Here is a 23373-nt window from a genome sequence, read left to right as displayed (position 1 = left end):
AGATAGTAACGATTCAGATACAAAAAAGCCACGCTAGGTAGCGTGGCTTTATCTATTTATTTGATGGGTAAAAGCAATTAATTAGTTTTTCTCTTTGTTATTATCCCAAATACCTTCTTCTAATTGAGAATGTAATTCAGGGTAATCTTTACTATCAAAGGTCGGTAATTTACCCTCACTAAGCTGCTTATTGTAATCTTTCGCCAGCTTGATAACGGTTCCTGACAATAATGAAATTGCGATTAAATTCACTATTGCCATCATCCCCATAGAAACATCAGCTAAAGCCCATACCGTAGGTAATGATGATAACGCCCCAAACATAACCATACCTAAAACCACGATACGGAAAATACCGATCCCGGCTTTATGATTGTGCTCTAAGAAAATCAAATTAGTCTCAGCGTACGAATAATTTGCAATGATAGAGGTAAAAGCAAAGAAGAAAATAGCAACCGCAATAAATATTCCGCCCCAATCCCCCACTTGGCTTGTTAATGCTAACTGAGTTAACTCAATACCAGTGACTTCGCCATGCGGTACATATTCACCCGACATTAAGATAATCGCGACAGTAGATGAACAGATAACAATCGTATCCATAAACACACCAAGCATTTGAACATAGCCTTGTGAAGCAGGATGCGGCGGATAAGGTGTTGCAGAGGCTGCAGCATTAGGTGCAGACCCCATACCTGCTTCATTTGAGAATAGACCGCGCTTAATACCATTAATCATTGCTTGAGCAATTGCGTAACCTAAACCACCAGCAGCGGCTTCTTGAAGTCCAAAAGCACTCTTAAAGATCAGAGTAACCACTCCCGGTAGTTTTTCTATGTTTGTAACCATGATATATAAAGCAATCGCTAAGTACGCTAATGCCATCACAGGTACTATGATTTCAGCCGTTCGAGCAATGGTTCGAAAACCACCGAAAATAACAATCGCAGAAATAATCACAATACCAATACCGACATACAGAGGTTGCCACCCGAATGCATTCTGCATTGCACTGGCTATCGAGTTTGCTTGTACTGCATTAAATACCAAACCAAAAGCGATGATCAAAAAGACAGAAAACAATACGCCCATCCAACGCATGCCCAATCCTTTTTCCATATAATAAGCAGGGCCACCACGATAGTTGCCTTCATCATCTTTGGTTTTATATAATTGTGCTAATGTACTTTCAGCAAATGACGTTGCCATACCCAACATAGCAATAAGCCACATCCAGAAAATAGCGCCTGGACCACCGGCGGTTAAAGCGACGGCAACCCCTGCCATATTTCCCGTACCAACACGCGCAGCTAAGCTGGTGCATAGTGCTTGAAACGATGAAATACCAGAAGAATCAGATTTACGGCTGTTTTTTAAAACAGAAAACATATGCCCAAAATGACGAAATTGAATAAAGCCTAAACGAACCGTAAAATAGATCCCAATGGCGACTAATAAATACACGAGAACTGAACCCCATAACAGGTCATTCAGTAAGTTAATAATACTTGTCACGCTTACCTCTCAGCTAAGTTTGGTTATGACATAGCACACTTGATAAATTTAGTGGCTAAAAAATGACGAACTTTAAGCGTCTTCATCTATGTAGGAATACGCATTCCTAAAGCACGCATAGAGTATGAAAACGTAAATTTAATTTCACTTTATATAAATATTTACGCATTACTTAAAGCTCGCGAGCCGAATAATGCTCAGTATTTACTGAAAAATCAATAGGAACAGTCCTCAAAGGGGATCTCTCGATTTATTCGTATCAGTATTAAATACAAATCAAAACAACAAAAAACACAACGAAAATAAACAACCAAACCAGTGCGGCTACATACAAGAAATGCCTTAAATCCAATATTATCAATAATGAATTTCTTATTGATCTAATAAAAACAGTCGTCTAGACCCAATCATTAGATGGCAAGATAACATCGCCATTTTTTATATTCAGACTCACTTTCACAGCTAAATCAAGACAACGCAGAGTAAATAAATCAGATTTATTTAACAAAAGACAAACATTAAACGGTTCTCGTCAACTACACTATATTTGTAACTAAACTTTAATTTTTAAATATTCACGATTAAGTTTACGTTTCAGTGATCCCCTTCTCATAAAATATTCATCAAAAAGAAACAAATGCGAAACAGTTCAAGTTCATGATCCCATGGGATGTGATACTAAATACCTTGTTAAATAAATGGTGTTACTAATTGTATTTCTTGACTAATTTATAAAACGGAGTGCTTATGGACGGGTACACGCTAAACGAAATATTGGCAACAAAATCATCAACAACAAATAAGAAAAAACAACCAAAACGTTTATGGCGTGAAATAGAGGAACTTCAAGATCGACGTCAGCTGTTGCACGAACTGCAAGAGCTTGATCCCTTTTTTAGCGGCAGTATTGACGATTGTATTTTAAAATAGCCAATAAAAAAGGAGAGCACTAACGCTCTCCTTTTTATCAATCTAAGCTCTTACCTGTTCCGCTAATTGAACATAGCGTTTATGCACTCTTTCACCAAACACAGGATCGTCTTCCTCCACCCATCCCTTTTCTAAATTACGCCAATCAATCTCAGTTAACTGCGCCTTTAAAAAAGGAAATACCTCTTTTTCTTCTAGTTCAAGATGTCGGCGAATGCGTTTCGTAAATGCAAGTAAGTGCTCTCTAAAAATATCTTTCGGGACAATCGCATCCTGTAAAATCATTTCAAGTGTTATTGAAAAATCAACAGTATCTGCAGAAAGCGTATTGTGTTCATACAATAAATTGGTTAGTGCTTTATTCTCGCCATACTTATCAATAAAATATTGATAGATCCTATCTTCTTTTGGGTGGTGATTTTTTTCAGCAAAAGACGATAGATAATCAACGCTTTCACGTATTACATTATAATTGACTGTCTTTTCTTCCTCTAACCGATTCAGTTTTTTATCCAACAACTGAATAATTCGGTTAATGTAACCATGATCTTTATAAATACTATCTATAAGCATCCTGTCCTCCCTTACTCTGTCAGGTGATTACCTTTTGAGTCTAACGTATTATTAAAGGAGCACAGGTTTTCAGTTTAAATTTTAACCACTAGTCCAATGTAATTGAACTCCAGTTGATTTCGGATAAGTTTTTCTCTCGCAGCAATTCATTTGTTTTAGAAAAGTGCTGACAACCAAAAAAACCTCTTCTTGCCGATAAAGGGGAGGGATGAGGAGCCGTTAAAATAGAGTGCTTCGTTGCATCAATATTAATGCCTTTCTTTTGAGCATGAGCCCCCAATAGTAAGAAAATAATCCCTTCTTTTTTTTCATTTAATTGCTCAATGATGCTGTCAGTAAACGTTTCCCATCCTAACTTTGCATGAGAATGAGCTTGTGATTCTTCAACGGTTAATACCGTATTAAGTAACAAGACCCCTTGCTCAGCCCAACTTTCTAAATAACCATGTGTTGGTGGAATAAAGCCCTCAATATCTTCTGCTAATTCTTTATACATATTGCGCAGAGAAGGCGGGATCTTAACTCCTGGTAATACAGAAAAAGACAGCCCATGCGCCTGCCCTTCTCCGTGATAGGGATCTTGACCTAGAATGACAACGGTAACGTTATTAAATGGCGTCAATGAAAAAGCAGTAAACACATTCTCTTCTTTGGGGAATATTTTTTTTCCTTGAGAACGTGCTTCCTTTATATGCGTCATCATTTCTTGATAATACGGTTTTTCCTTTTCCGTTTCTAAAATGTCATTCCAAGATGTGTTCATTTATTTTTTCTCACTGAGTTCTTTAAGTTGAGCGATTTCATCCTTCCAAATATCAGGGTTTATCGTCTCTAATACTAAAGGAATGCCATTAAAACGATCATCTTGCATAATGTACTTAAAGCAATCCCATCCAATCGTGCCTTCACCTAAAGATTGATGGCGATCGACACGACTGCCTAGCTCAATTTTGGCGTCATTGATGTGCATACCACGCAAGTATTGAAAACCAACAATACGTTCAAATTCAGAAAAAGTATGCTCGCAAGCCTCTTTAGAGCTTAAATCATAACCAGCGGCGAATGTATGGCATGTATCAAGGCATATACCGACACGAGACTTATCTTCAACTTTACTGATAATCTGAGCTAAATGTTCAAATTTCCATCCAAGATTCGTTCCTTGGCCAGCCGTATTCTCAATCACAGCAATCACATTCGGCACGGCTTGATGCGCGAGATTAATGGATTCAGAAATAAGGGTAAGACACTCATCTTCTGAGATCTTCTTTAAATGGCTGCCTGGGTGAAAATTAAGCAAAGTGAGCCCTAATTGTTCACAACGCTCCATTTCATCAATAAATGCCGCGCGAGATTTCTCTAGCTTTTCTTCTTCTGGCGCACCAAGATTAATTAAATAAGAGTCATGCGGTAATATTTGAGAAGGTTCAAATCCAAAACGCTTACAATTTGCTTTAAAATCAGAGATGATCTTTTTTGTTAACGGCTTAGCTACCCATTGGCGCTGATTTTTAGTAAATAATGCAAACGCTGTAGCCCCTATTTGATATGCACGTTTTGGCGCTTGATCAACACCACCGGCCGCAGACACATGTGCCCCAATATATTTCATCTCTGTCTTTCCTTTCAAAATTAACTTCGTTCCATTATTACGGTAAATGCTTTATTTGTCAGTACTTCTCTGCTTTCTTGGACGGAAAACAGAGAATATCAAAATCCAATTTTGTAGTAAGTTTACTACAAAATAAGCTCATACCAATAAAGTAGTAAGCTGAAATTTTCGTGCCACAAGCTAGCTATATGGTGTTTTATTGATTTAGGATAAGATTTTAAAGATGAATTAATTGTCACTTTTTGTTGTTTTTTGACCTATATCAATATACAAAGTAAGGGTATCATGTATATAATGTGACCCATAAGATATTTACAAAATAACCACAAAGTGGACTAGGAGAAAGTAAAATGATCACAGGTATCCAAATTACTAAAGCTGCAAATGACGATCTTCTTAACTCTATCTGGCTACTAGATAGCGAGAAAAATGAAGCACGTTGTGTTGTTGCAACTTCAGGCTTTGAAGCTGACCAAGTTATTGCAACAAGCGCACTGGGCGAATACGAAAGCCGTGACGTTGCTATTGAAAAAGCACCAAAAGTTGAAGGTGGCCAACATCTAAATGTTAACGTTCTGCAACGTGATACATTACAAGACGCAGTTAAGCACCCAGAGAAATACCCACAGTTAACTATCCGTGTATCGGGTTATGCTGTACGTTTTAATTCTCTAACAACAGAGCAACAACAAGACGTTATCGCACGTACTTTTACAGAAACTCTATAATCTAGACTTTCCTAAATAAAAAACGGCACTCATTGCTCATGAGTACCGTTTTTCTATATAAAAGCCTCTTAAATACTGACTAACTAGTTAGCATTTAAGAGGCTTTTTATTAATGGCATATCCATTCATATGCCATTACCGTATCGCTTTCGCCTTTATTGAACTTTACGCAATACTTCTTTTAGATCATCAAAGTTATTAGCAAGATCTTCAGACAATAACTCCATTGCATTATGTTTCGCTAATGGCGCTGGAAGATCAAGATCTCCGCCTAAAATATCATCGACAACTTCTTTAAACTTAGCGGGATGGGCTGTACATAAAAATAAGCCAATCTCACCCTCAGCTAATTGCTCATTCAAAATACGATAAGCTATCGCACCATGAGGTTCACATAAGTAGCCTTCTGCATGCATTTCTTTTAATGTTTCTGCACTCTGAGCATCAGTGACTGCACCTTTACCTAGCGTTTCAAGCCCCCAGCCTAAACGTTGGCAAAGCTCTTCAATACGAGGCCAGTTATTTGGTTGGCTCACATCCATGGCATTTGAAATTGTAGGAATCGTTGTTTTTGGTTCCCATTGCCCCGTTTCAAGATAACGTGGCACCGTATCATTTACATTTGTCGCAGCAATAAAGCGTTTAACAGGTAAGCCTAAAGACTTAGCTAATAAACCCGCTGTTAAGTTACCAAAATTACCACTTGGTACTGAAATAACGACATCACCACGCTTTTCTTTTGGTAGCTGAGAAACGGCTTCAAAGTAGTAACAAATTTGAGCCATTAAACGACTAATATTAATTGAGTTGGCTGAGTTTAATCCAATTTCTTTACGTAAATCGGCATCATCAAAAGATTGCTTAACCAATGCCTGACAATCATCAAAGTCACCATCAACCGCAACGGTATGAATATTGCCACCCAGAGTACAAAATAGCTTTTCTTGTAATGGGCTTATTTTACCTTTCGGATATAAGATCACGACATTAATATTATCCATACCATAAAAGGCATGAGCAACAGCAGCTCCAGTATCACCAGATGTCGCTGTTAGAATCGTAATTTTATCATTGCCTTCAGTCACTGCAGCTAAAGACTGAGCCATAAAACGGCCACCAAAATCTTTAAACGCTAATGTTGGACCGTGAAATAATTCTAGTGCATAAACGCCATCTTTAACTGCGTGAATAGGTGCGGGAAATTGAAATGCATTCTCAACCATATTTCTAACGGTATCTTGTGGCAATTCATCACCAATAAACGCAGATAAAATCTTAGTACTACGGGAAATAAAATCGTCGGCCAGAAGTGCATCTATATCATCAAACGTAGGCAGTTCAGATGGAAAAAACAGTCCTTGATTACGACCTAGACCTTGGCGAACTGCTTGGCCAAAAGAGACTTTCTCATCGTTTTCTTTTATGTTGTACAACTTCATAATTTACTTCCTGTTACTTGTGAACCTTGCTTGTCTAAACGACAAACATGGACAAATCCTTCGTCATTTTGAACGTAATTATCTTGCAACCAACGAGATACTCTTTCAGCAATATCTTTATCTTTACAAATACTAAATAGAGTTGGTCCTGACCCAGAAATTCCTGTTGTTAATGCACCTGCAGAGGCGGCATAAGCGCGAGCTTGAGCAAAATTAGGTAATAAGCGTTCACGGTAAGGTTCAGCCACCACATCTTTGATCATTTTCGCGGCTAGCTCTGGTTGCTTTGAATAACAGGCATGAATAAAACCTGCGAGATTTCGACCATGAGCAATGACATCTTGACGACGATATTGAGAAGGTAGAATTTCACGAGCTTCCGCCGTTGATACTTTAATACCCGGGTATGCCATCACCCAATACCATTCATCGAAACAAGGGACTTCTTGACTAATAATACCGAGTTCTTCAACCATTAATTGCAAACCACCAAGATAGCATGGCGCCACATTATCATAGTGAATCCCACCTGATATCTGTCCTTCCATCTCCCCCATTAGAGCAAGGAGCTCCATTTCAGTTAATGGTTTATCATGAAACTGATTTAATGCATCAAGTGCAGCAACAATAGAGCAAGCACTAGAGCCTAAACCAGAACCAATTGGCATGTTTTTTTCTAGTACCATATGAATAGGTTTTAACGTTACGTTTTTAGTTTCAAGCTCTCTTGCAAACACTTTCCAACAATCATAAACAATATTGTCTTGCGGATTTTCTGGCAATTTATCAACAAAACGACCTGATGTGGCAAGAGTGAAAGCGTCAGAACCCGATTCAACAAGAACTCTATCTCCTAATAGCGAACCATCAATAGGAGAAACCGCTGCACCAAGTACATCAAACCCAACACTTACATTACCAATCGATGCCGGAGCATAAACAACAACACTCATTTTATACTCCTAATTTCCAGCCAAGGGTGCGCATAAGATCAGAGAATACGCCAGCAGCAGTTACTTCTGTTCCTGCGCCATAGCCTCTTAATACCAATGGGATTGGTTGATAGTAACGACTGTAGAATGCCAATGCATTTTCACCGTCTTTAATCTTAAACATAGGATCATCACCATCTACGGCAGCAATTCGAACCTTACATTTCCCTTCTGAAATTTCACCGACATAACGTAATACTTTTCCTTCCTCTGCGGCTTTAGCTGACTCTTGAGCAAAATATGCATCCGCTTCAGGAAGACGAGCCATGAATTCATCAATAGTTCCTGAGTCATCAAAGCCTGGTGGTAATGCTTGTTCAACCTCTACGTCATCTAATTCAATTTCAAGGCCAGATTCGCGAGCAAGAATAAGAAGTTTTCGAGCCACATCCATACCCGATAAATCATCTCGAGGATCGGGCTCAGTAAAGCCATTTGTTTTCGCTACATTCGTAGCGTCACTTAATGACATGCCTTCGTCTAGCTTGCCAAAAATATAAGACATAGAACCGGATAGAATACCATTAAACTTTACAAGCTCATCACCAGCAGCAATTAAGTTTTGTAGGTTTTCAATAACGGGTAAACCTGCACCAACCGTCGTCTCATACATAAACTTACGTCGCGTTGCACGTGCTGCATTACGTAACTGATGGTAATAGGCCATAGAATCAGTGTTCGATTTTTTATTCGGAGTAATAACGTGGAAACCTGCCGATAGAAAATCAACATATTGAGCTGCAATACCATGATCAGACGTACAATCAATAATCACAGGGTTAATAATATGATTACGCTGAACCAATGAGATTAAACGAGCAAGACTAAACTCTTCGGTCGCATTACCCATTCGGTCACGCCATCCGTCCAGTGAAATCCCTTTGCTGTCCAATAATAGACCTCGACTATTTGCCAAGCCACAAACTCGAATTTCGATGCCTTTTTGAGACAGCTTTGGTTGTTGTCGTTTAATTTGTTCAACTAACTCACCACCAACACCACCAACACCTACGACAAAAACATCTAAGAAATGCTTACTATTGAAGAGATTCTCGTGACACGCTTTAATTGATTCAGACACTTTATCTTCAGGAATGACGGCTGAAATAGCTCGCTCAGAAGAGCCTTGAGCAATAGCAATGATATTAACGTTCACTTCTGTTAATGATGTAAAGAATTGAGAAGCCACACCTTTTGATGTTCTCATACCATCACCAACTAGCGTTACGATAGCAACATCATTAATAAATTCAACGGGTTCTAATAAACCGTCTTTTAATTCTAATTCAAACGCTTCGCGTAATACTTGCTCTGCTTGTACTTTATCCTCAGCCTCAATACAAAAGCTGATACTGTACTCAGAAGAAGACTGAGTAATTAAGACAATAGAAATACCAGCCGTAGACATTGCACCAAATACACGGCTTGCCATACCAACCATGCCTTTCATGCCAGGGCCACTGACGTTAACCATCGTTAAATTACTTAATGTCGTAATCCCTTTAATGGCTAAATTATCTTCACCTGTATCTTGGCCAATAAGCGTGCCTGGACCTTGAGGGTTAAAACTGTTTTTAATTAGGCAAGGAATATGAAATTGAGCAATAGGTGCGATGGTTTTAGGATGTAAAACTGAAGCCCCAAAATACGACAATTCCATTGCTTCTTGATAGCTTAAAGACTTAAGTAGACGAGCATCATCAACTAATCGAGGGTCACAGTTATAAACACCATCAACATCAGTCCAAATCTCACAACACTCGGCACGAAGACAAGCGGCAAGCACCGCCGCTGAATAATCAGATCCGTTACGCCCTAAAGTAAGCAATTCACCTTTTTCATTCCCTGCAGTAAAACCAGGCATGATATTTACGTGCCCTTTAGGAAGAGGTTCATTTTTAAAATTCAGCGTCGAAATATCAACATCAACAGCACCTTCTAAAAAACTACCACGAGCATAAAGATATTTAACTGGGTCGATAAGGCTTGCTTGTTGCCCTTTAGCTTCAAGTACCGCCTTCATTGTAACGACTGAAATACGTTCGCCTTTACTGATGATTTTTGCATAGACATTATCAGGGCACATACCTAATAAACTAATACCATGCACATATTGACGAAGTTGAGAAAGTGAATCTTTTAGCTTATTTTCAAGCGTTTTAAGATCGACTTGTGGAAGTGCGGTAGAAATACCATCAAACAACTGAATAAAAACAGCTTCTAATTCTGAAATTTGTAACTCAGCTTCTCCATTCGTTAATACGTTATCAACGACTGAAACTAACTTATTCGTTACCTTACCCGGTGCCGATAAAACAACAGAAACATCTTGCTGTTGCGCATTATTGGCAATGATATCTGCGGCACGTAAAAAACGATCTGAATCTGCTAATGATGAACCACCAAACTTTAATACTCGCATCTCTATCCTCCCTAAAAACGAGTGTTACTGCAGTATCCTTACTGCTTCTAGCATGATAAACGTTTCAGTAAATAATGAAAGAATGCAGTTAAGAATTAGTAACTAAATTGCAAAAAAAAGCCCGCTCTGATAATCAGTGCGGGCTTCTTTAAAATACTTATGCGTATCAGCCCACCCCAGCAACCATGGTGCCGGTAATTGTTGTGGTAATAATCATTGAGCTGATAATGAACATATAATAAAAACTCTAAAATAAATGTTTTCGATATACAATAACTACCTTACTTCCCTCTAACAAGTCAATGATAAATTTACTCATTTACATAACAAAAGAAGAATATATCGTTGCAAGTTATTGAATATAATCTATTAAACAAGAATTTAGTTTTTGCAATTAAATTAATAATTCTTTGCTTATCAAGACACCATTGAGATCTGCGTAGATATAATCCCCAGGTGGGATAACTTGAGTATTAACCGTAATTGACACTTGTTGCTCTCCAGCGCCTCGTTTTTCTGTTTTAAATGGTGATGTGCCCAATGCCTTGACTCCTAGTGGCATTGTTCTTATTTCACCGACATCACGAATAGCCCCATATACGATCACACCTTCCCACTGATTATTTACAGCAAGTAGTGCAACTTGATCGCCAAGAAGTGCTTTTTGGCACGAGCCATTGCCATCAATAAAGAGTACTTTACCTTTACCATTTTGCTGCAATACTTCACGCACAAGTGAATTATCTTGATAGCAACGTACAGTGACAATCTCACCATAAAAACACGCTCGACCACCAAAATCTTTAAATTCGACATCAATAAGTTGAACGCTGTCTTCAAATTGATCACAAATATCAGGCAATAAATCCATTTTATATTCTCCTTTTTTATTAAAACAAACCTGCTTAACAACATTAGCAAGTATTACATCTCCATAAATCGCATAAAAATTTACAATTTTACTATAGATATGTTCCTACATTTATTACTACACTCTAGTGGTATCGATTGCTATTGACCTAAATCAATAAAATGTATGGAAATAAAAATCGCTTATTGTTAGAGTGGTGTTAAGGGATTAAAATCTATCTTCTAATCAAGTTTTAGATACTAATTCAAAAAATTAGAGCTTTATCATGTTATTGATTATATATTCAATGACAACCAAGGATGGCGTGCCGTTTAGGTTTCTATTCTTCAATATATATTTTAGTCTACGATTGAAGAGTCTATTTCCTATTTGTAAATTTTTTATTATAGAATTAACATCGTTAATTCTACTTTTGACTTTAATCAGTTAGTTAGGTACCGCCCATGCAAACCCCTCAGATCCTAATCGTTGAAGATGAACACGTTACTCGTAATACACTAAAAAGCATTTTTGAAGCAGAAGGCTACAATGTATTCGAAGCAAGCGATGGTGAAGAAATGCACACTGTGCTTTCTGAACAACAGCTTAATCTTGTGATTATGGACATCAACCTTCCAGGAAAAAATGGCCTTCTTCTTGCTCGTGAACTTCGCGAACGTGGTGATATGGCTCTTATGTTCCTTACAGGTAGAGACAATGAAGTTGATAAGATTTTAGGATTAGAAATCGGTGCTGATGATTACATCACAAAACCATTTAATCCTCGCGAGCTGACTATTCGTGCACGTAACTTATTGACTCGTTCAATGAATCAAAGCACAGCCGTTGAAGATAAAAAACTGGTTGAGCGTTATACATTCAATGGTTGGACTGTTGAAATCAACAGCCGCTCTCTAGTTAGCCCAAGCGGTGAAAGCTACAAGCTTCCTCGCTCTGAATTCCGTGCCTTACTTCACTTCTGTGAAAACCCAGGTAAAATTCAGACTCGTGCTGACTTATTGAAAAAAATGACAGGCCGTGAGCTAAAACCTCATGATCGTACTGTTGATGTAACTATTCGTCGCATCCGTAAGCATTTTGAATCAGTAACAGATACTCCTGAGATTATCGCTACTATTCATGGTGAAGGTTACCGTTTTTGTGGTGATCTAGAAGAGTTATAATAGTTAACTCTTTCTGAAATAAAAATGCCCCGCTCTATTTAGATAGGCGGGGCATTTTTGTATCCGGTATTAAATTAATACACAGTATCAACCGACACATTAGTTTGAATTATCCATTCATCATTAACTTGAACAGCAATATCCAGCGGCTTACTTGCATCCAATACATGAAATGATTTCGCTGCTATTTCCCAAGAATGGTTGTTATTAACGCGCACATCATATTCTTCTTCATCAATCACCCACGACTCTTCACCTTGACGAATAACCACCTCGACGATCTCAATATCAGGGTCTATAACCTGATTTGAAGTCAGTGTCAGTGCTAAATTCAGCTTACTTTCATCTTCTTCACTGCCAACACTTGGCATTTCGTCAATCCAAACCGCTGAGTTTAATTCTATTTTTGAATTCATTAACTCAACTTGGTTATCTTGCTGCCAATCGATGTTGTCTTCAGAAGTCATCTGACAACCAGCAAGTCCGATTATGACTGCGGTTACTATCATTATTCTTTTCATTATAGTTCCTTAATTTTGTCGCTGCTTTAACCAACTTTTTAGTACTTGAATATCATTTTCATATTCATTTTTAATTTCTTCAACCCAATCATCAATATTCTCCCACCACGCTGGTAAATCTGGAGACTGTGCTTTTTGGGCCACTTGTTGAATATGCTTTAGACCAATGGATCCCGCAGCCCCTTTCATTTTATGAGTCTCAAATACAATGCCATCTTGATCTCGTGCTGTCATGTTTGAATCAAGTATTTGAATATATTCTTTCATACTGCTTTCAAACATTTCGATGCTGGTATAAATAGGTTTTGTACCAACTATCTCGATGTACGACTCAAGCATTTCTAAATCGAGTAAAGTATCAATTAAATGCTCACTCTCAAGTTGTTCTGCCGTTTTAACTTGAGCCACTTTATTTTCTTTCTCTCTCTCTTTTTCATCGGAGATAGAGAACAGTTCAAGTACTTCAGTTAACGCTTTAACACTTAACGGTTTGCTGATGGCTTCATCCATACCTTTTTCAAAGTACTCGTCTTTTTCTTTTAATAAATTAGCCGTTAAAGCAACTAACGGTGGTAATTCCTCATATTTTTCTCTAAGTATTTGAGCGACATCAAATCCAGTCATGTCAGGTAATTGAATATCTAATAACGCTAAATCATAGTTTGTGGGATCAAATTGATTGATTGCATCTTCACCACACATAGCCACATCGACGGTATGACCTAAACTTTCAAGCAACGAACGAGCGACAGTAATATTCAGTTCAATATCCTCAAGCATAAAAATTCGCAAAGATTTTGCACTTTTCATCTCAGGCATTGCTTCTTCTTCTTCAACATGATCAACCAAGGGGACGTTGATGGAGACAATAAACGTACTACCAAATCCGACATCACTGGTTACTGTAATGTCCCCTCCCATCAAGTTAATTAATTCTTTAGATACCGCTAAACCAATACCAGTTCCTACTGCATGTAAATTATCTTTGCCTTGTTTCACTTGATAATACATAGCAAACACATTTTCTAATTCAGACTCAGGGATCCCAATTCCTGAATCTTCCACTTCAAAAGTTATATCTGCATTGTCACCGTGTATATCGGCACTCACGGACATCACAACTCCGCCTTCTTTCGTGAATTTAGTCGCATTCCCGATTAAATTCCAAAGAACTTGTCGTAAACGAGTACTATCAACACAGATATGCGCGGGAAGGATCGTCAGTCTTTCTAGATCAAAACGCAGCCCTTTTTGTTCTGCCATTAATCCTGATATATTTTCCATTTCAGTAACAAAACTAATAAAATCAAGAGGCTTAGGTAATAGCTCTAATCTACGGCGATCAAATTTATCCATATCAATAATATCGTTAAATATATTACCCAAAGTGATCGCACTGACATTAATTGTTCGCATATAATTATGCTGTTCATCATCAAGGCGGGTATCAAGCAGCATACGACTTAATCCGACAATACCATTAAGTGGTGTTCGTAATTCATGACTGATTGTTGATATAAATGTTGTTTTGTCACGACTGGCTTTTTCTAGGGCCTCTTCGTAACTTTTACGATCCGTTATGTTTCGTCCAAAACCAACCAAACCTAAGTGACGACCATCTTTACTATAAAAAGGGATTTTGCTTAATTCAAAACACGCTTTTCTACCATCAGGATAATCAAGCCATTGTTCATACGTTAATGCTTGGTTCTCTTTAAGAACTTGTCTATCGGTATCAATGACTTTAGTCGCGACTTCAATGCTATAAACATCTTTAGGTGACAACCCAATCAGTTCTTTTTCAGATTTACCGATGAGGTCCTCCATGGCTTTATTACAACCAGAGAAAAAACCTAATTCATTACGGTAATAAATTATATCGGGGGAAGTATCAAGGTAAGATCGCAATAACGCAGTTTGCTCAGCTAATTCTAATTGTGCTTTTTCTCGATGAAAGACCTCATTTTCCAAATCCCCCATCGCTTCTTGGCGAGCCTCTTCTGCTTTTTCTCGCTCTTCTATTTCTTGATTCAGTTTTTTGACATTACCTTTTAATTTTTTATTTAAATCAAGATCACGAGTTCTCATTTCTTCTAATTTACCAACCAATTTAGATAAGCGTTGGCGAGAATCTTCTAAGTGTTCAACGACTACTGATAAAAAGAAAACAGCCCAAGGAGTGATCAGTAAACCAAAAAAAACAGATCGTACAATGTCTAAATCATTAACTTCACCACTCAAGACGAGAGTCACCCCAACTTGAACAATGACAGCTAAAGCAACAAGAGCGATGGCAAGTAAGAGACTAAAACGGACGATCCCAAGCCTAACCATAAGATCGACATAAAACTGCGCAAGAATTTTTAACTGCTTCATAGATACACCCTGATAATATTCAATATGAATAATATCAGGGTTCATTCTGTTTGAGTTATTTTTTCAACACTGGGATCGTGTATTTGAAAGGCGTATTAATCAAAGAACCTTGCGCTCCATCTTTATTAAGAGCCATACCTACATTAGTTAGCCCTAACCAGCGAGGCTCACACCACATTGGTGAAAGTAATGTTGGCCTTCTTGCTGTCGCTGATACACGATGATAAATAATATCAGGAGGAGTTAAACGAATAATTTCAGAAGCAACATTAATATAATCTTCCATTGTTGGCGCTTCTATTTTACCAGCACGCCATGCTTTAGCCATCGTACTTCCCTCTACGATATGCAGCGGGTGTAATTTTATTCCATCAGTTCCGGTTTCTAATACTTTATTAAGTGTTTCAAGATTGTCTTCTCTCGTATCACCAGGCAACCCTATAATAAGGTGAGTACAAATCTTAATTCCTAACAATCTAGCTTTACGCGTAATCGTGTCATAGCAAGCAAAATCATGCCCACGATTAATGCGCTTTAAGGTTTTATCATTAGCCGTTTGAAGTCCAAGTTCAAGCCAAACCTCATATCCGTCATCAACATACCCTTTTAGTAATTCTAATACCGCATCAGGCACACAATCAGGCCGCGTGCCAACACACAAACCAACAATATTGGCGGCATTCAACGCTTCTTCATACATATTCTTGAGTACTTGGACCTCTGCAAATGTATTAGTATAAGCTTGAAAGTAGGCAAGATACTTTTTCGCACGCTTAACTTCTCCTGCTCTATCTGCTAGCTGCTCATGAATCGCTTTAAACTGCTCTTGTTCATCAGAAAATGAGGCGACGTTACAAAAGGTACACCCCCCTTTTCCAATCGTTCCATCTCTATTGGGGCAACTAAAACCACCATGGAGTGTCAGTTTATGTACCTTTTCACCATAACGACGTTGTAAATCTTGTCCGAATGTATTTGCTAGTTCATGAAGTTGCATTGCGGTAACCAATAATAAATCAAAGACTTAGTTCATAAATAAAAAGAAGTCTCAGTTCTATTTATGAAAGTTGCTAACTCGATTGTAAAAAAAGACCGTAAATAATAACGAAAAAAATCATACGCTATTCTAATTTATATCAACAAAAGGCGCATAAAGTAGCGATTAAACGCAAAAAAAGGCCATTTATTATAAATACTTATGCATTTAGTGTGAAAAAAGTAAACATTACGTGCAACTTTAGTTGGTATTTAATATGACAAAAATGTAGGATAGTTACATCGTTAAATAGTTTAATTTGCCACCAATAGATTATTGGGGCTTTTCGATAGTGGTATCTACCCTCAGACAACAAATACAACGGATAAAAATGTATTTGATAGATATCACAATGGATTGGGTTAGTTTGCACGTCATATTAAGTGATGCCAGCAAACACCAGAATGGATTCAAACTTGCTACCTCTTGAGACTAACTCACAGCAAGTTCGATTGAAGATTAGCAAAGGACTAGACAGAAACTTACGTAGAAAAGTTGTGTCTGTATAATACTGGAAGGATGTATCTATGGTAGATAGAGAGCAAAGTGCACAGGGCATGTATACTCCGGAATTGGAGCATGATGCATGTGGTATCGGTTTTGTCGCTCACCTTAAAAACCGTAAATCTCATGATGTGGTAACTCAAGCACTTGATATGCTAGCGCGTATGGAGCACCGTGGTGGCCAAGGCTGTGATCCATGCAGTGGTGATGGCGCAGGTATTTTATTACAAAAACCTCATGAGTTTTTATTAGAAGAAGCCGTTAAACTTAGTATTAAAATACCTTCTTTTGATAAATACGGTATTGGCGTTGTTCTTTTTCCAAAAGATGAATACAAACGTCAACAATGTAGAGATATTTTAGAGCGTAACGCTCAACGTCTTGATTTGGAAATTCTTGGATATCGTATATTACCTGTCGATAACTCAATGCTAGGTAATGATCCTCTAAGTACCGAACCTCAATTTGAACACGTCTTTATTTCTGGTGGTCCATCAATGGATCCCGCAGAATTAGAACGTAAATTGTATGTTCTTCGTAACTATACAGTTCGTGTTTGTTTAGAAAGTATTTCCAACATCGGTGATGATTTCTACATTAACTCATTATCATACAAAACCTTAGTATACAAAGGCCAGTTAACTACAGAGCAAGTACCTCAATATTTCTTAGATTTACAAAATCCATCAATGGTCACTGCTTTAGCTCTAGTCCATTCTCGCTTTTCAACCAATACATTTCCTCGTTGGCGCCTAGCTCAACCATTCCGTTACATTGCTCATAATGGTGAAATCAATACTGTTCGTGGTAATTTGAACTGGATGAAAGCCCGTGAAGCGATCATTGAATCAGATCTCTTTAGCCAACAAGAAATGGACATGCTACTTCCTATTTGTCAGGAAGGCAGTTCAGATTCATCTAACTTTGATATGGCATTAGAATTACTTGTTCTTTCTGGTCGTAGCTTGCCACATGCATTAATGATGATGATCCCTGAAGCATGGCAAGAAAATAAAAACATGGACCCGACTCGTCGTGCATTTTATCAATATCACGCCAACGTAATGGAACCATGGGATGGCCCCGCCTCTGTTTGTTTTACCGATGGAGTTCAAGTAGGTGCAACGCTTGACCGTAATGGTCTTCGCCCTTCTCGCTATACGGTAACAAAAGATGACTTCCTTGTTATGGCATCTGAATCTGGCGTAGTAAAAATAGCCCCAGAAAATATTGAGTTCCGTGGACGCTTACAACCAGGCCGTATTTTTGTTGCTGACTTAGAGCAAGGTCGTATTATTTCTGATGAAGAAGTAAAAGATGGCATTGCAAACTCACAACCTTATGAAAAATGGGTTGAAGAAAACCTGCTTAGTTTGAAAAAACTACCTGAAGCAACGAACCAATACAGCCAACCTTCTCCAGAACGTCTACTCAATCGTCAACAGGCGTTTGGTGTTACCTCTGAAGAAGTTAATGAAATTATTCTACCATTAGCGAAAACGGCTTATGAGCCATTAACTGCAATGGGTGCAGATTGGCCATTAGCGATTCTTTCGCATCAATCTCAGCATTTATCTAACTACTTTAAGCAATTATTTGCACAAGTAACTAACCCACCGATCGACCCGATCCGTGAGCGTATGGTTATGTCACTTAATACTTACCTAGGTAAAGATCAAAACTTACTTGCTGAAACCCCTGAGCATTGTCAAAAAGTAGAACTTGAATCCCCTGTTCTGTCGAATTCTGAATTAGAAAAATTGCGTGCGATTGATAATGAACACCTACAAGCAAAGACACTTGATATCGTATTCCAAGCAAGTGAAGAGTCGGGTAAATTAGAACGTGCACTAAAACGCATCTGCCAATACGCTGAAGATGCGGTAAATGATGGTTATTCTATTATTCTACTGACTGACCGCGCTGTAAACTCTAACCATGCCGCGATTCCTGCAATGCTTGCTGTGGGCGCCGTTCATCACCACTTAATTCGTAAAGGATTACGAGCTAAATGTGACATCGTTATAGAAACGGGGGATGCACGTGAAACACACCACTTTGCAACACTCGTTGGTTATGGTGCGAATGCAGTTAACCCATACTTAGTCATTGAAACGATTGTTGAACTTCAACGCGTTAAGAAACTCGATCCAACACTTCATCCAAAAGAACTATTTGATAATTACCGTAAAGGGGTTAATGGCGGTCTGCTTAAGATCTTCTCAAAAATGGGGATTTCAACATTACAGTCATACCATGGTGCTCAAATATTTGAAGCATTAGGCATTAGTAAATCCGTTGTTGACAAGTACTTCACAGGTACTGTTTCTCGTATTCAAGGCCTTACTATTGATGATATAGCAAAAGAAGTGCTTATCCGTCACCGTATTGGCTACTCTACTCGAGAAATCCCAGTTCAAGTACTTGATGTTGGTGGTGTTTACCAATGGAAACAACGTGGTGAGAAGCATTTATTCAATCCAGAAACCATCTCACTACTGCAAGAATCAACACGTAATAAAGATTACGAACAATTTAAGAAATATACCCAAGCGGTTGATGACCAAGGTGACAATGCAGCAACACTGCGTAGCCAATTAGCCTTTATTAAAAACCCAGCGGGCTCTATTCCTTTAGAGGAAGTGGAACCAATAGAGAATATTCTTAAACGTTTTGCAACTGGCGCTATGTCGTTCGGTTCTATCTCACACGAAGCACATTCAACACTTGCTGTTGCAATGAACCGTATCGGTGCGAAATCTAACTCAGGTGAAGGTGGTGAAGACCCTATTCGCTTTGAGAAAAAAGAAAATGGTGACTGGGAGCGCTCTGCAATCAAACAAGTTGCATCTGGTCGATTTGGTGTTACCTCTTACTACCTGACCAACGCCGATGAATTGCAAATTAAGATGGCTCAAGGTGCAAAACCAGGAGAAGGAGGACAGTTACCTGGAGATAAAGTCGACGATTGGATTGGGGCAACTCGCCACTCAACTCCAGGCGTTGGACTTATTTCACCACCGCCACATCATGATATTTATTCAATTGAAGATTTAGCACAACTTATCTACGATCTTAAAAATGCAAACCGTAAAGGCCGCGTTAACGTTAAGTTAGTGTCTGAAGCAGGTGTTGGTACTATCGCCTCTGGTGTTGCTAAAGCAAAAGCTGACGTAGTACTTATTGCAGGCTTTGATGGTGGTACTGGTGCATCTCCGATGTCCTCTATTCGTCACACAGGCTTACCGTGGGAGTTAGGTCTAGCTGAAACACACCAAACATTACTGAAGAATGGTTTACGTAACCGTATCGTTGTTCAGTCTGATGGCCAAATGAAAACACCTCGAGATCTTGCGGTAGCAACACTTCTGGGTGCCGAAGAGTGGGGTGTAGCGACGGCAGCTCTTGTTGTTGAAGGTTGTATCATGATGCGTAAGTGTCATAAAAACACTTGCCCTGTTGGTATTGCAACACAGAATAAAACATTACGTGAGCGTTTTGATGGTCGCGTAGAAGACGTTGTTACTTTCTTCCAATATATGGCTGAAGGCCTTCGCGAAGTTATGGCTGAACTTGGTTTCCGCTCTATTGAAGACATGGTTGGTCAATCTCACAAACTTAAGGTTCGTGACGATATTGGTCATTGGAAATATAAAAACTTAGATTTATCACCAGTACTTCATGTAGAACAACCTCGTGCTGAAGATGGTATTTTCAATCAAATAAAACAACAGCATAATCTTGAAGATGTATTGGACCGCAAACTCATAAAACTTGCAAAACCAGCACTCGAAGAAGGTAAATCAGTTAATGCAGAGTTTGATATTCTAAATACTGACCGAAGTGTCGGAACGATGCTTTCAAATGAAATATCTAAAGTCTATAAAGACCAAGGATTACCGCAACCAATGAATGTGAAATTTAATGGTTCCGCGGGTCAAAGTTTAGGAGCATTCTTAGCGAAAGGCGTCAAATTTGAAGTAGAAGGTGACGCAAATGACTACTGGGGCAAAGGGTTATCAGGAGGTACACTCGTACTTTATCCAGACACAAGATCAAGTATTGTAGCTGAAGATAACATTGTTGTTGGTAACGTTTGTTTCTATGGTGCCACCTCTGGCGAGTCTTACATTCGAGGAATGGCAGGCGAGCGTTTCTGTGTTCGAAACTCTGGGGCAAGTGTTGTAGTGGAAGGTGTTGGTGACCATGGTTGTGAATACATGACGGGCGGTGTCGCGATTATCCTTGGCTCAACCGGCCGCAACTTTGCCGCTGGAATGAGTGGTGGTGTAGCGTATGTTTGGGATCAGTCAGGAGACTTTGAATCAAAGTTAAACCAAGAACTTGTTGACCTAGACCCAATCGAACAAGAAGATAAAGATCTTTTACATAAAATGCTAGCTAAGCATGTTGAATTCACAGGAAGTGAAGTAGCAAAGTCTTTCTTAAGTAATTTTGAAGTAAATTTAGCCTCTCTGGCTAAAGTTATGCCGCGAGACTATAAAGCGGTACTTCAAAAGCGTAAGACTGAAGCACTACACGCGCAAATGGAAGAAGTGGAGGCAGTATAATGGGCAAGCCTACAGGTTTTTTAGAAAATGGTCGTGAGTTACCAAAAAAATTAGAACCAATTGTTCGAATTCAAGATAATAAAGAATTTGTCTTAAACGAAGAATTTGGCGATAAAATCAATACGCAAGCATCTCGCTGTATGGATTGTGGTGTTCCGTTTTGTCATAACGGATGCCCTATTGGGAACATCATTCCGGAATTTAACGATGCCGTATATCGCGATAGCTGGGAAGAAGCTTGGCACATTCTAAGCTCAACAAATAACTTTCCTGAATTTACAGGCCGTGTATGCCCTGCTCCTTGTGAAAGTGCATGTGTATTAGGGATCAATCAAGATCCAATCACAATCTGTAATATTGAAAAAACAATCGTTGAGACTGCGTATCGTGAAGGATACGCGCAACCGAAAAAGCCTCGTTCCCGTACAGGAAAAACTGTCGCGATTATTGGTTCAGGTCCTGCCGGCTTAGCTGCTGCAGAGCAAATCAATAGTGCAGGCCATTCAGTCACTGTTTTTGAACGAGATGAGAAAGTTGGTGGCTTATTACGTTTCGGTATTCCTGATTTCAAACTAGGAATGGATATCATTGATCGAAAGATCAATTTAATGGCCGAAGCCGGTATTAAGTTTGAAGTAAATGCACATATTGGCGTTTCAATTAATGCTCAACAACTGCGCCAAGATTTTGATGTTGTATTACTGACTGGAGGTTCAACAGTACCAAGGGATCTTCCTATTCCTGGTCGTGAATTAAATGGGGTTCATTTTGCAATGGAATTCCTAAGTCAAAACAACCGCCGAGCGAATGATATGGATCTTAAAACAAAAGAGATCCATGCAAAAGATAAACATGTTGTCGTTATCGGTGGTGGCGATACAGGATCAGATTGCGTTGGTACTTCTAACCGTCATGGTGCGGCAAGCATTACTCAAGTTGAGATAATGCCTATTCCACCAGAAAAGCGCCCAGCGAATATGCCTTGGCCTCAATACCCAATGATCATGAAAACAACGACTTCCCACGAAGAAGGCTGTGAGCGTCATTGGAACATTTTAACTAAAGAGTTTATCTCTGATGATGAGGGTAATGTCACCGGCCTCCGTATTGCTGATATCGTTTGGCAAGATGCCAAACCTGGAGAGCGACCTGGTTTTAACGAAGTAGCAAATAGTGAGCGAGTTATACCATGTGATCAAGCTTTCTTAGCTATGGGATTTTTACACCCAGAACCTACAGGTGTTCTAGCTCAATTAGATATTAAACTTGATGATCGTGGCAACGTTGCTACCAATGGTTTTTCTACTAACCAAAAAGGTGTTTTTGCTGCAGGTGATATGCGTACAGGGCAATCATTAATTGTACGTTGTATTAATGAAGGTCGTGAATGTGCGCGTGAAGTCGACGCTTATCTTATGGGGAATACAAACTTAGAAGCGAAAGCTGGCTCTCTAATGCTATCAGCATCATAATCTTTCGCAATTAAATTCAGGTTCCTTCCAAACCTTTGGCCAACATTTCGATGTTGGCCTTTTTTATAGTAAATTCAATAAACAAAAATTCAACAATTCACGGGCTTGTTTTATACTTACTTAACATTTCTAATATCTATAACTAAAATAGAAGCTTATTATTTATGAAAAGATCACTCATTCCTATATTTATAATACTTACTTTATCAGCTTGTAGCCAAAGGAGCGACGTAGTCATGGATAAATCAACAAAGCCATGTGGTGACAAACCAAATTGCGTCTCAACGCTAGAAAATAGAGAAAGCTTTTCCGCAGCTCCATTTATATTAACCAGCACAGCAAATATTAAAAATATATCTAATGTTGCTCAACATTTAAAAGGAGCTAAAGTTGTAAACATAAACAATGATTACATTCATATTGAATGCACTAGTTTACTTTTTCGCTTCGTAGATGACTTAGAATTACGAATTTCAGGGAATACTCTAATTGTACGTTCAGAGTCACGTACAGGACATTCTGATTTTGATGTAAATAAAAAGCGTGTTAAGAAATTAAGATCTCTTTTATTAAAACAAGGGCTAATTACTCAATAAATAAACCCATTTAAATTTCACTACTTCTGTTTTTATACAGACGTAAAAAAGC

General features: G+C 38.6%; 17 protein-coding genes. 6 read left to right on the top strand and 11 right to left on the bottom strand.

Features of this window, described 5'->3' with window-relative positions; all coding sequences use genetic code 11:
* Nucleotides 1–81: 81 nt before the first annotated feature.
* Nucleotides 82–1515, bottom strand: coding sequence for an alanine/glycine:cation symporter family protein (locus A6E04_RS12135; RefSeq protein ID WP_012551019.1), 1434 nt, complete (start codon nt 1513–1515; stop codon nt 82–84).
* Between the two features lie 747 nt (nt 1516–2262).
* Here A6E04_RS12135 and A6E04_RS12130 point away from each other — a divergent pair.
* Nucleotides 2263–2445, top strand: coding sequence for a DUF3545 family protein (locus A6E04_RS12130; RefSeq protein WP_026025389.1), 183 nt, complete (start codon nt 2263–2265; stop codon nt 2443–2445).
* A gap of 42 nt (nt 2446–2487) precedes the next feature.
* Here the strand turns inward: A6E04_RS12130 and A6E04_RS12125 are convergent, their stop codons facing one another.
* From A6E04_RS12125 to nfo, 3 genes are all read right to left on the bottom strand, one after another.
* Nucleotides 2488–3018 (bottom strand): hemerythrin domain-containing protein, encoded by a 531-nt coding sequence (locus A6E04_RS12125; protein ID WP_017021353.1) that lies wholly within the window; start codon nt 3016–3018, stop codon nt 2488–2490.
* An 88-nt stretch (nt 3019–3106) separates the two neighbouring features.
* Nucleotides 3107–3781, bottom strand: a complete 675-nt coding sequence (gene ung / locus A6E04_RS12120; RefSeq protein WP_065611533.1) for a uracil-DNA glycosylase — start codon at nt 3779–3781, stop codon at nt 3107–3109.
* Nucleotides 3782–4630 carry a deoxyribonuclease IV gene (gene nfo, locus A6E04_RS12115; RefSeq protein ID WP_065611531.1) on the bottom strand — a complete coding sequence of 283 codons (849 nt, stop codon included), beginning with the start codon at nt 4628–4630 and terminating at the stop codon, nt 3782–3784. It lies immediately after the preceding gene.
* Between the two features lie 350 nt (nt 4631–4980).
* On the opposite strand from nfo, the gene grcA reads away from it, so the two are divergent.
* Complete coding sequence (gene grcA / locus A6E04_RS12110; protein WP_012551024.1) at nt 4981–5358, top strand: autonomous glycyl radical cofactor GrcA; 378 nt, start codon at nt 4981–4983, stop codon at nt 5356–5358.
* Nucleotides 5359–5513: 155 nt separating this feature from the next.
* Here the strand turns inward: grcA and thrC are convergent, their stop codons facing one another.
* From thrC to A6E04_RS12090, 4 genes are all read right to left on the bottom strand, one after another.
* Nucleotides 5514–6797 (bottom strand): threonine synthase, encoded by a 1284-nt coding sequence (gene thrC, locus A6E04_RS12105; protein WP_065611529.1) that lies wholly within the window; start codon nt 6795–6797, stop codon nt 5514–5516.
* Nucleotides 6794–7750: a homoserine kinase gene (thrB, locus tag A6E04_RS12100; protein ID WP_012551026.1), complete on the bottom strand. Its 957-nt coding sequence runs from the start codon at nt 7748–7750 to the stop codon at nt 6794–6796. Before thrB ends, thrC begins: the two co-directional genes overlap by 4 nt.
* Before the next feature lies 1 nt (nt 7751).
* Nucleotides 7752–10211 (bottom strand): bifunctional aspartate kinase/homoserine dehydrogenase I, encoded by a 2460-nt coding sequence (thrA, locus tag A6E04_RS12095; protein ID WP_017021357.1) that lies wholly within the window; start codon nt 10209–10211, stop codon nt 7752–7754.
* Between the two features lie 394 nt (nt 10212–10605).
* Nucleotides 10606–11082 (bottom strand): putative 4-hydroxy-4-methyl-2-oxoglutarate aldolase, encoded by a 477-nt coding sequence (locus A6E04_RS12090; RefSeq protein WP_065611527.1) that lies wholly within the window; start codon nt 11080–11082, stop codon nt 10606–10608.
* 443 nt (nt 11083–11525) lie between these two features.
* Here A6E04_RS12090 and arcA point away from each other — a divergent pair, with 443 nt between their 5' ends.
* Nucleotides 11526–12245, top strand: coding sequence for a two-component system response regulator ArcA (gene arcA / locus A6E04_RS12085; protein ID WP_012551029.1), 720 nt, complete (start codon nt 11526–11528; stop codon nt 12243–12245).
* 74 nt (nt 12246–12319) lie between these two features.
* Here the strand turns inward: arcA and A6E04_RS12080 are convergent, their stop codons facing one another.
* The 3 genes from A6E04_RS12080 to mnmL are packed head-to-tail and all read right to left on the bottom strand — an operon-like array spanning nt 12320 to nt 16139.
* Nucleotides 12320–12766, bottom strand: coding sequence for a hypothetical protein (locus A6E04_RS12080; RefSeq protein WP_017021359.1), 447 nt, complete (start codon nt 12764–12766; stop codon nt 12320–12322).
* A gap of 9 nt (nt 12767–12775) precedes the next feature.
* Nucleotides 12776–15142, bottom strand: coding sequence for an aerobic respiration two-component sensor histidine kinase ArcB (arcB, locus tag A6E04_RS12075; protein ID WP_065611525.1), 2367 nt, complete (start codon nt 15140–15142; stop codon nt 12776–12778).
* Nucleotides 15143–15197: 55 nt separating this feature from the next.
* The gene (gene mnmL / locus A6E04_RS12070; RefSeq protein WP_065611524.1) at nt 15198–16139 is read right to left on the bottom strand and encodes a tRNA modification radical SAM protein MnmL/YtqA; all 942 of its coding nucleotides are present in this window, start codon (nt 16137–16139) and stop codon (nt 15198–15200) included.
* Between the two features lie 566 nt (nt 16140–16705).
* Here mnmL and gltB point away from each other — a divergent pair.
* From gltB to A6E04_RS12055, 3 genes are all read left to right on the top strand, one after another.
* The gene (gene gltB / locus A6E04_RS12065) at nt 16706–21253 is read left to right on the top strand and encodes a glutamate synthase large subunit (protein ID WP_065611522.1); all 4548 of its coding nucleotides are present in this window, start codon (nt 16706–16708) and stop codon (nt 21251–21253) included.
* Entirely contained in the window at nt 21253–22725 is a 1473-nt protein-coding gene (locus tag A6E04_RS12060) for a glutamate synthase subunit beta (RefSeq protein ID WP_065611520.1), read from the top strand. Before gltB ends, A6E04_RS12060 begins: the two co-directional genes overlap by 1 nt.
* A gap of 164 nt (nt 22726–22889) precedes the next feature.
* Nucleotides 22890–23321: a DUF1499 domain-containing protein gene (locus tag A6E04_RS12055; RefSeq protein ID WP_065611518.1), complete on the top strand. Its 432-nt coding sequence runs from the start codon at nt 22890–22892 to the stop codon at nt 23319–23321.
* The last annotated feature ends 52 nt before the right edge of the window (nt 23322–23373 follow it).

The organism is Aliivibrio logei (assembly GCF_001691055.1).
Classification (GTDB): Bacteria; Pseudomonadota; Gammaproteobacteria; order Enterobacterales; family Vibrionaceae; genus Aliivibrio; species Aliivibrio salmonicida.
This window is presented reverse-complemented; position numbering and strand designations above follow the sequence as displayed.

Coding starts and splice junctions, on each gene's coding strand:
- A6E04_RS12130 (WP_026025389.1), top strand. CDS start 2,263: ATGGACGGGTACACGCTAAACGAAATATTGGCAACAAAATCATCAACA.
- A6E04_RS12125 (WP_017021353.1), bottom strand. CDS start 3,018: ATGCTTATAGATAGTATTTATAAAGATCATGGTTACATTAACCGAATT.
- ung (WP_065611533.1), bottom strand. CDS start 3,781: ATGAACACATCTTGGAATGACATTTTAGAAACGGAAAAGGAAAAACCG.
- nfo (WP_065611531.1), bottom strand. CDS start 4,630: ATGAAATATATTGGGGCACATGTGTCTGCGGCCGGTGGTGTTGATCAA.
- grcA (WP_012551024.1), top strand. CDS start 4,981: ATGATCACAGGTATCCAAATTACTAAAGCTGCAAATGACGATCTTCTT.
- thrC (WP_065611529.1), bottom strand. CDS start 6,797: ATGAAGTTGTACAACATAAAAGAAAACGATGAGAAAGTCTCTTTTGGC.
- thrB (WP_012551026.1), bottom strand. CDS start 7,750: ATGAGTGTTGTTGTTTATGCTCCGGCATCGATTGGTAATGTAAGTGTT.
- thrA (WP_017021357.1), bottom strand. CDS start 10,211: ATGCGAGTATTAAAGTTTGGTGGTTCATCATTAGCAGATTCAGATCGT.
- A6E04_RS12090 (WP_065611527.1), bottom strand. CDS start 11,082: ATGGATTTATTGCCTGATATTTGTGATCAATTTGAAGACAGCGTTCAA.
- arcA (WP_012551029.1), top strand. CDS start 11,526: ATGCAAACCCCTCAGATCCTAATCGTTGAAGATGAACACGTTACTCGT.
- A6E04_RS12080 (WP_017021359.1), bottom strand. CDS start 12,766: ATGAAAAGAATAATGATAGTAACCGCAGTCATAATCGGACTTGCTGGT.
- arcB (WP_065611525.1), bottom strand. CDS start 15,142: ATGAAGCAGTTAAAAATTCTTGCGCAGTTTTATGTCGATCTTATGGTT.
- mnmL (WP_065611524.1), bottom strand. CDS start 16,139: ATGCAACTTCATGAACTAGCAAATACATTCGGACAAGATTTACAACGT.
- gltB (WP_065611522.1), top strand. CDS start 16,706: ATGGTAGATAGAGAGCAAAGTGCACAGGGCATGTATACTCCGGAATTG.
- A6E04_RS12060 (WP_065611520.1), top strand. CDS start 21,253: ATGGGCAAGCCTACAGGTTTTTTAGAAAATGGTCGTGAGTTACCAAAA.
- A6E04_RS12055 (WP_065611518.1), top strand. CDS start 22,890: ATGAAAAGATCACTCATTCCTATATTTATAATACTTACTTTATCAGCT.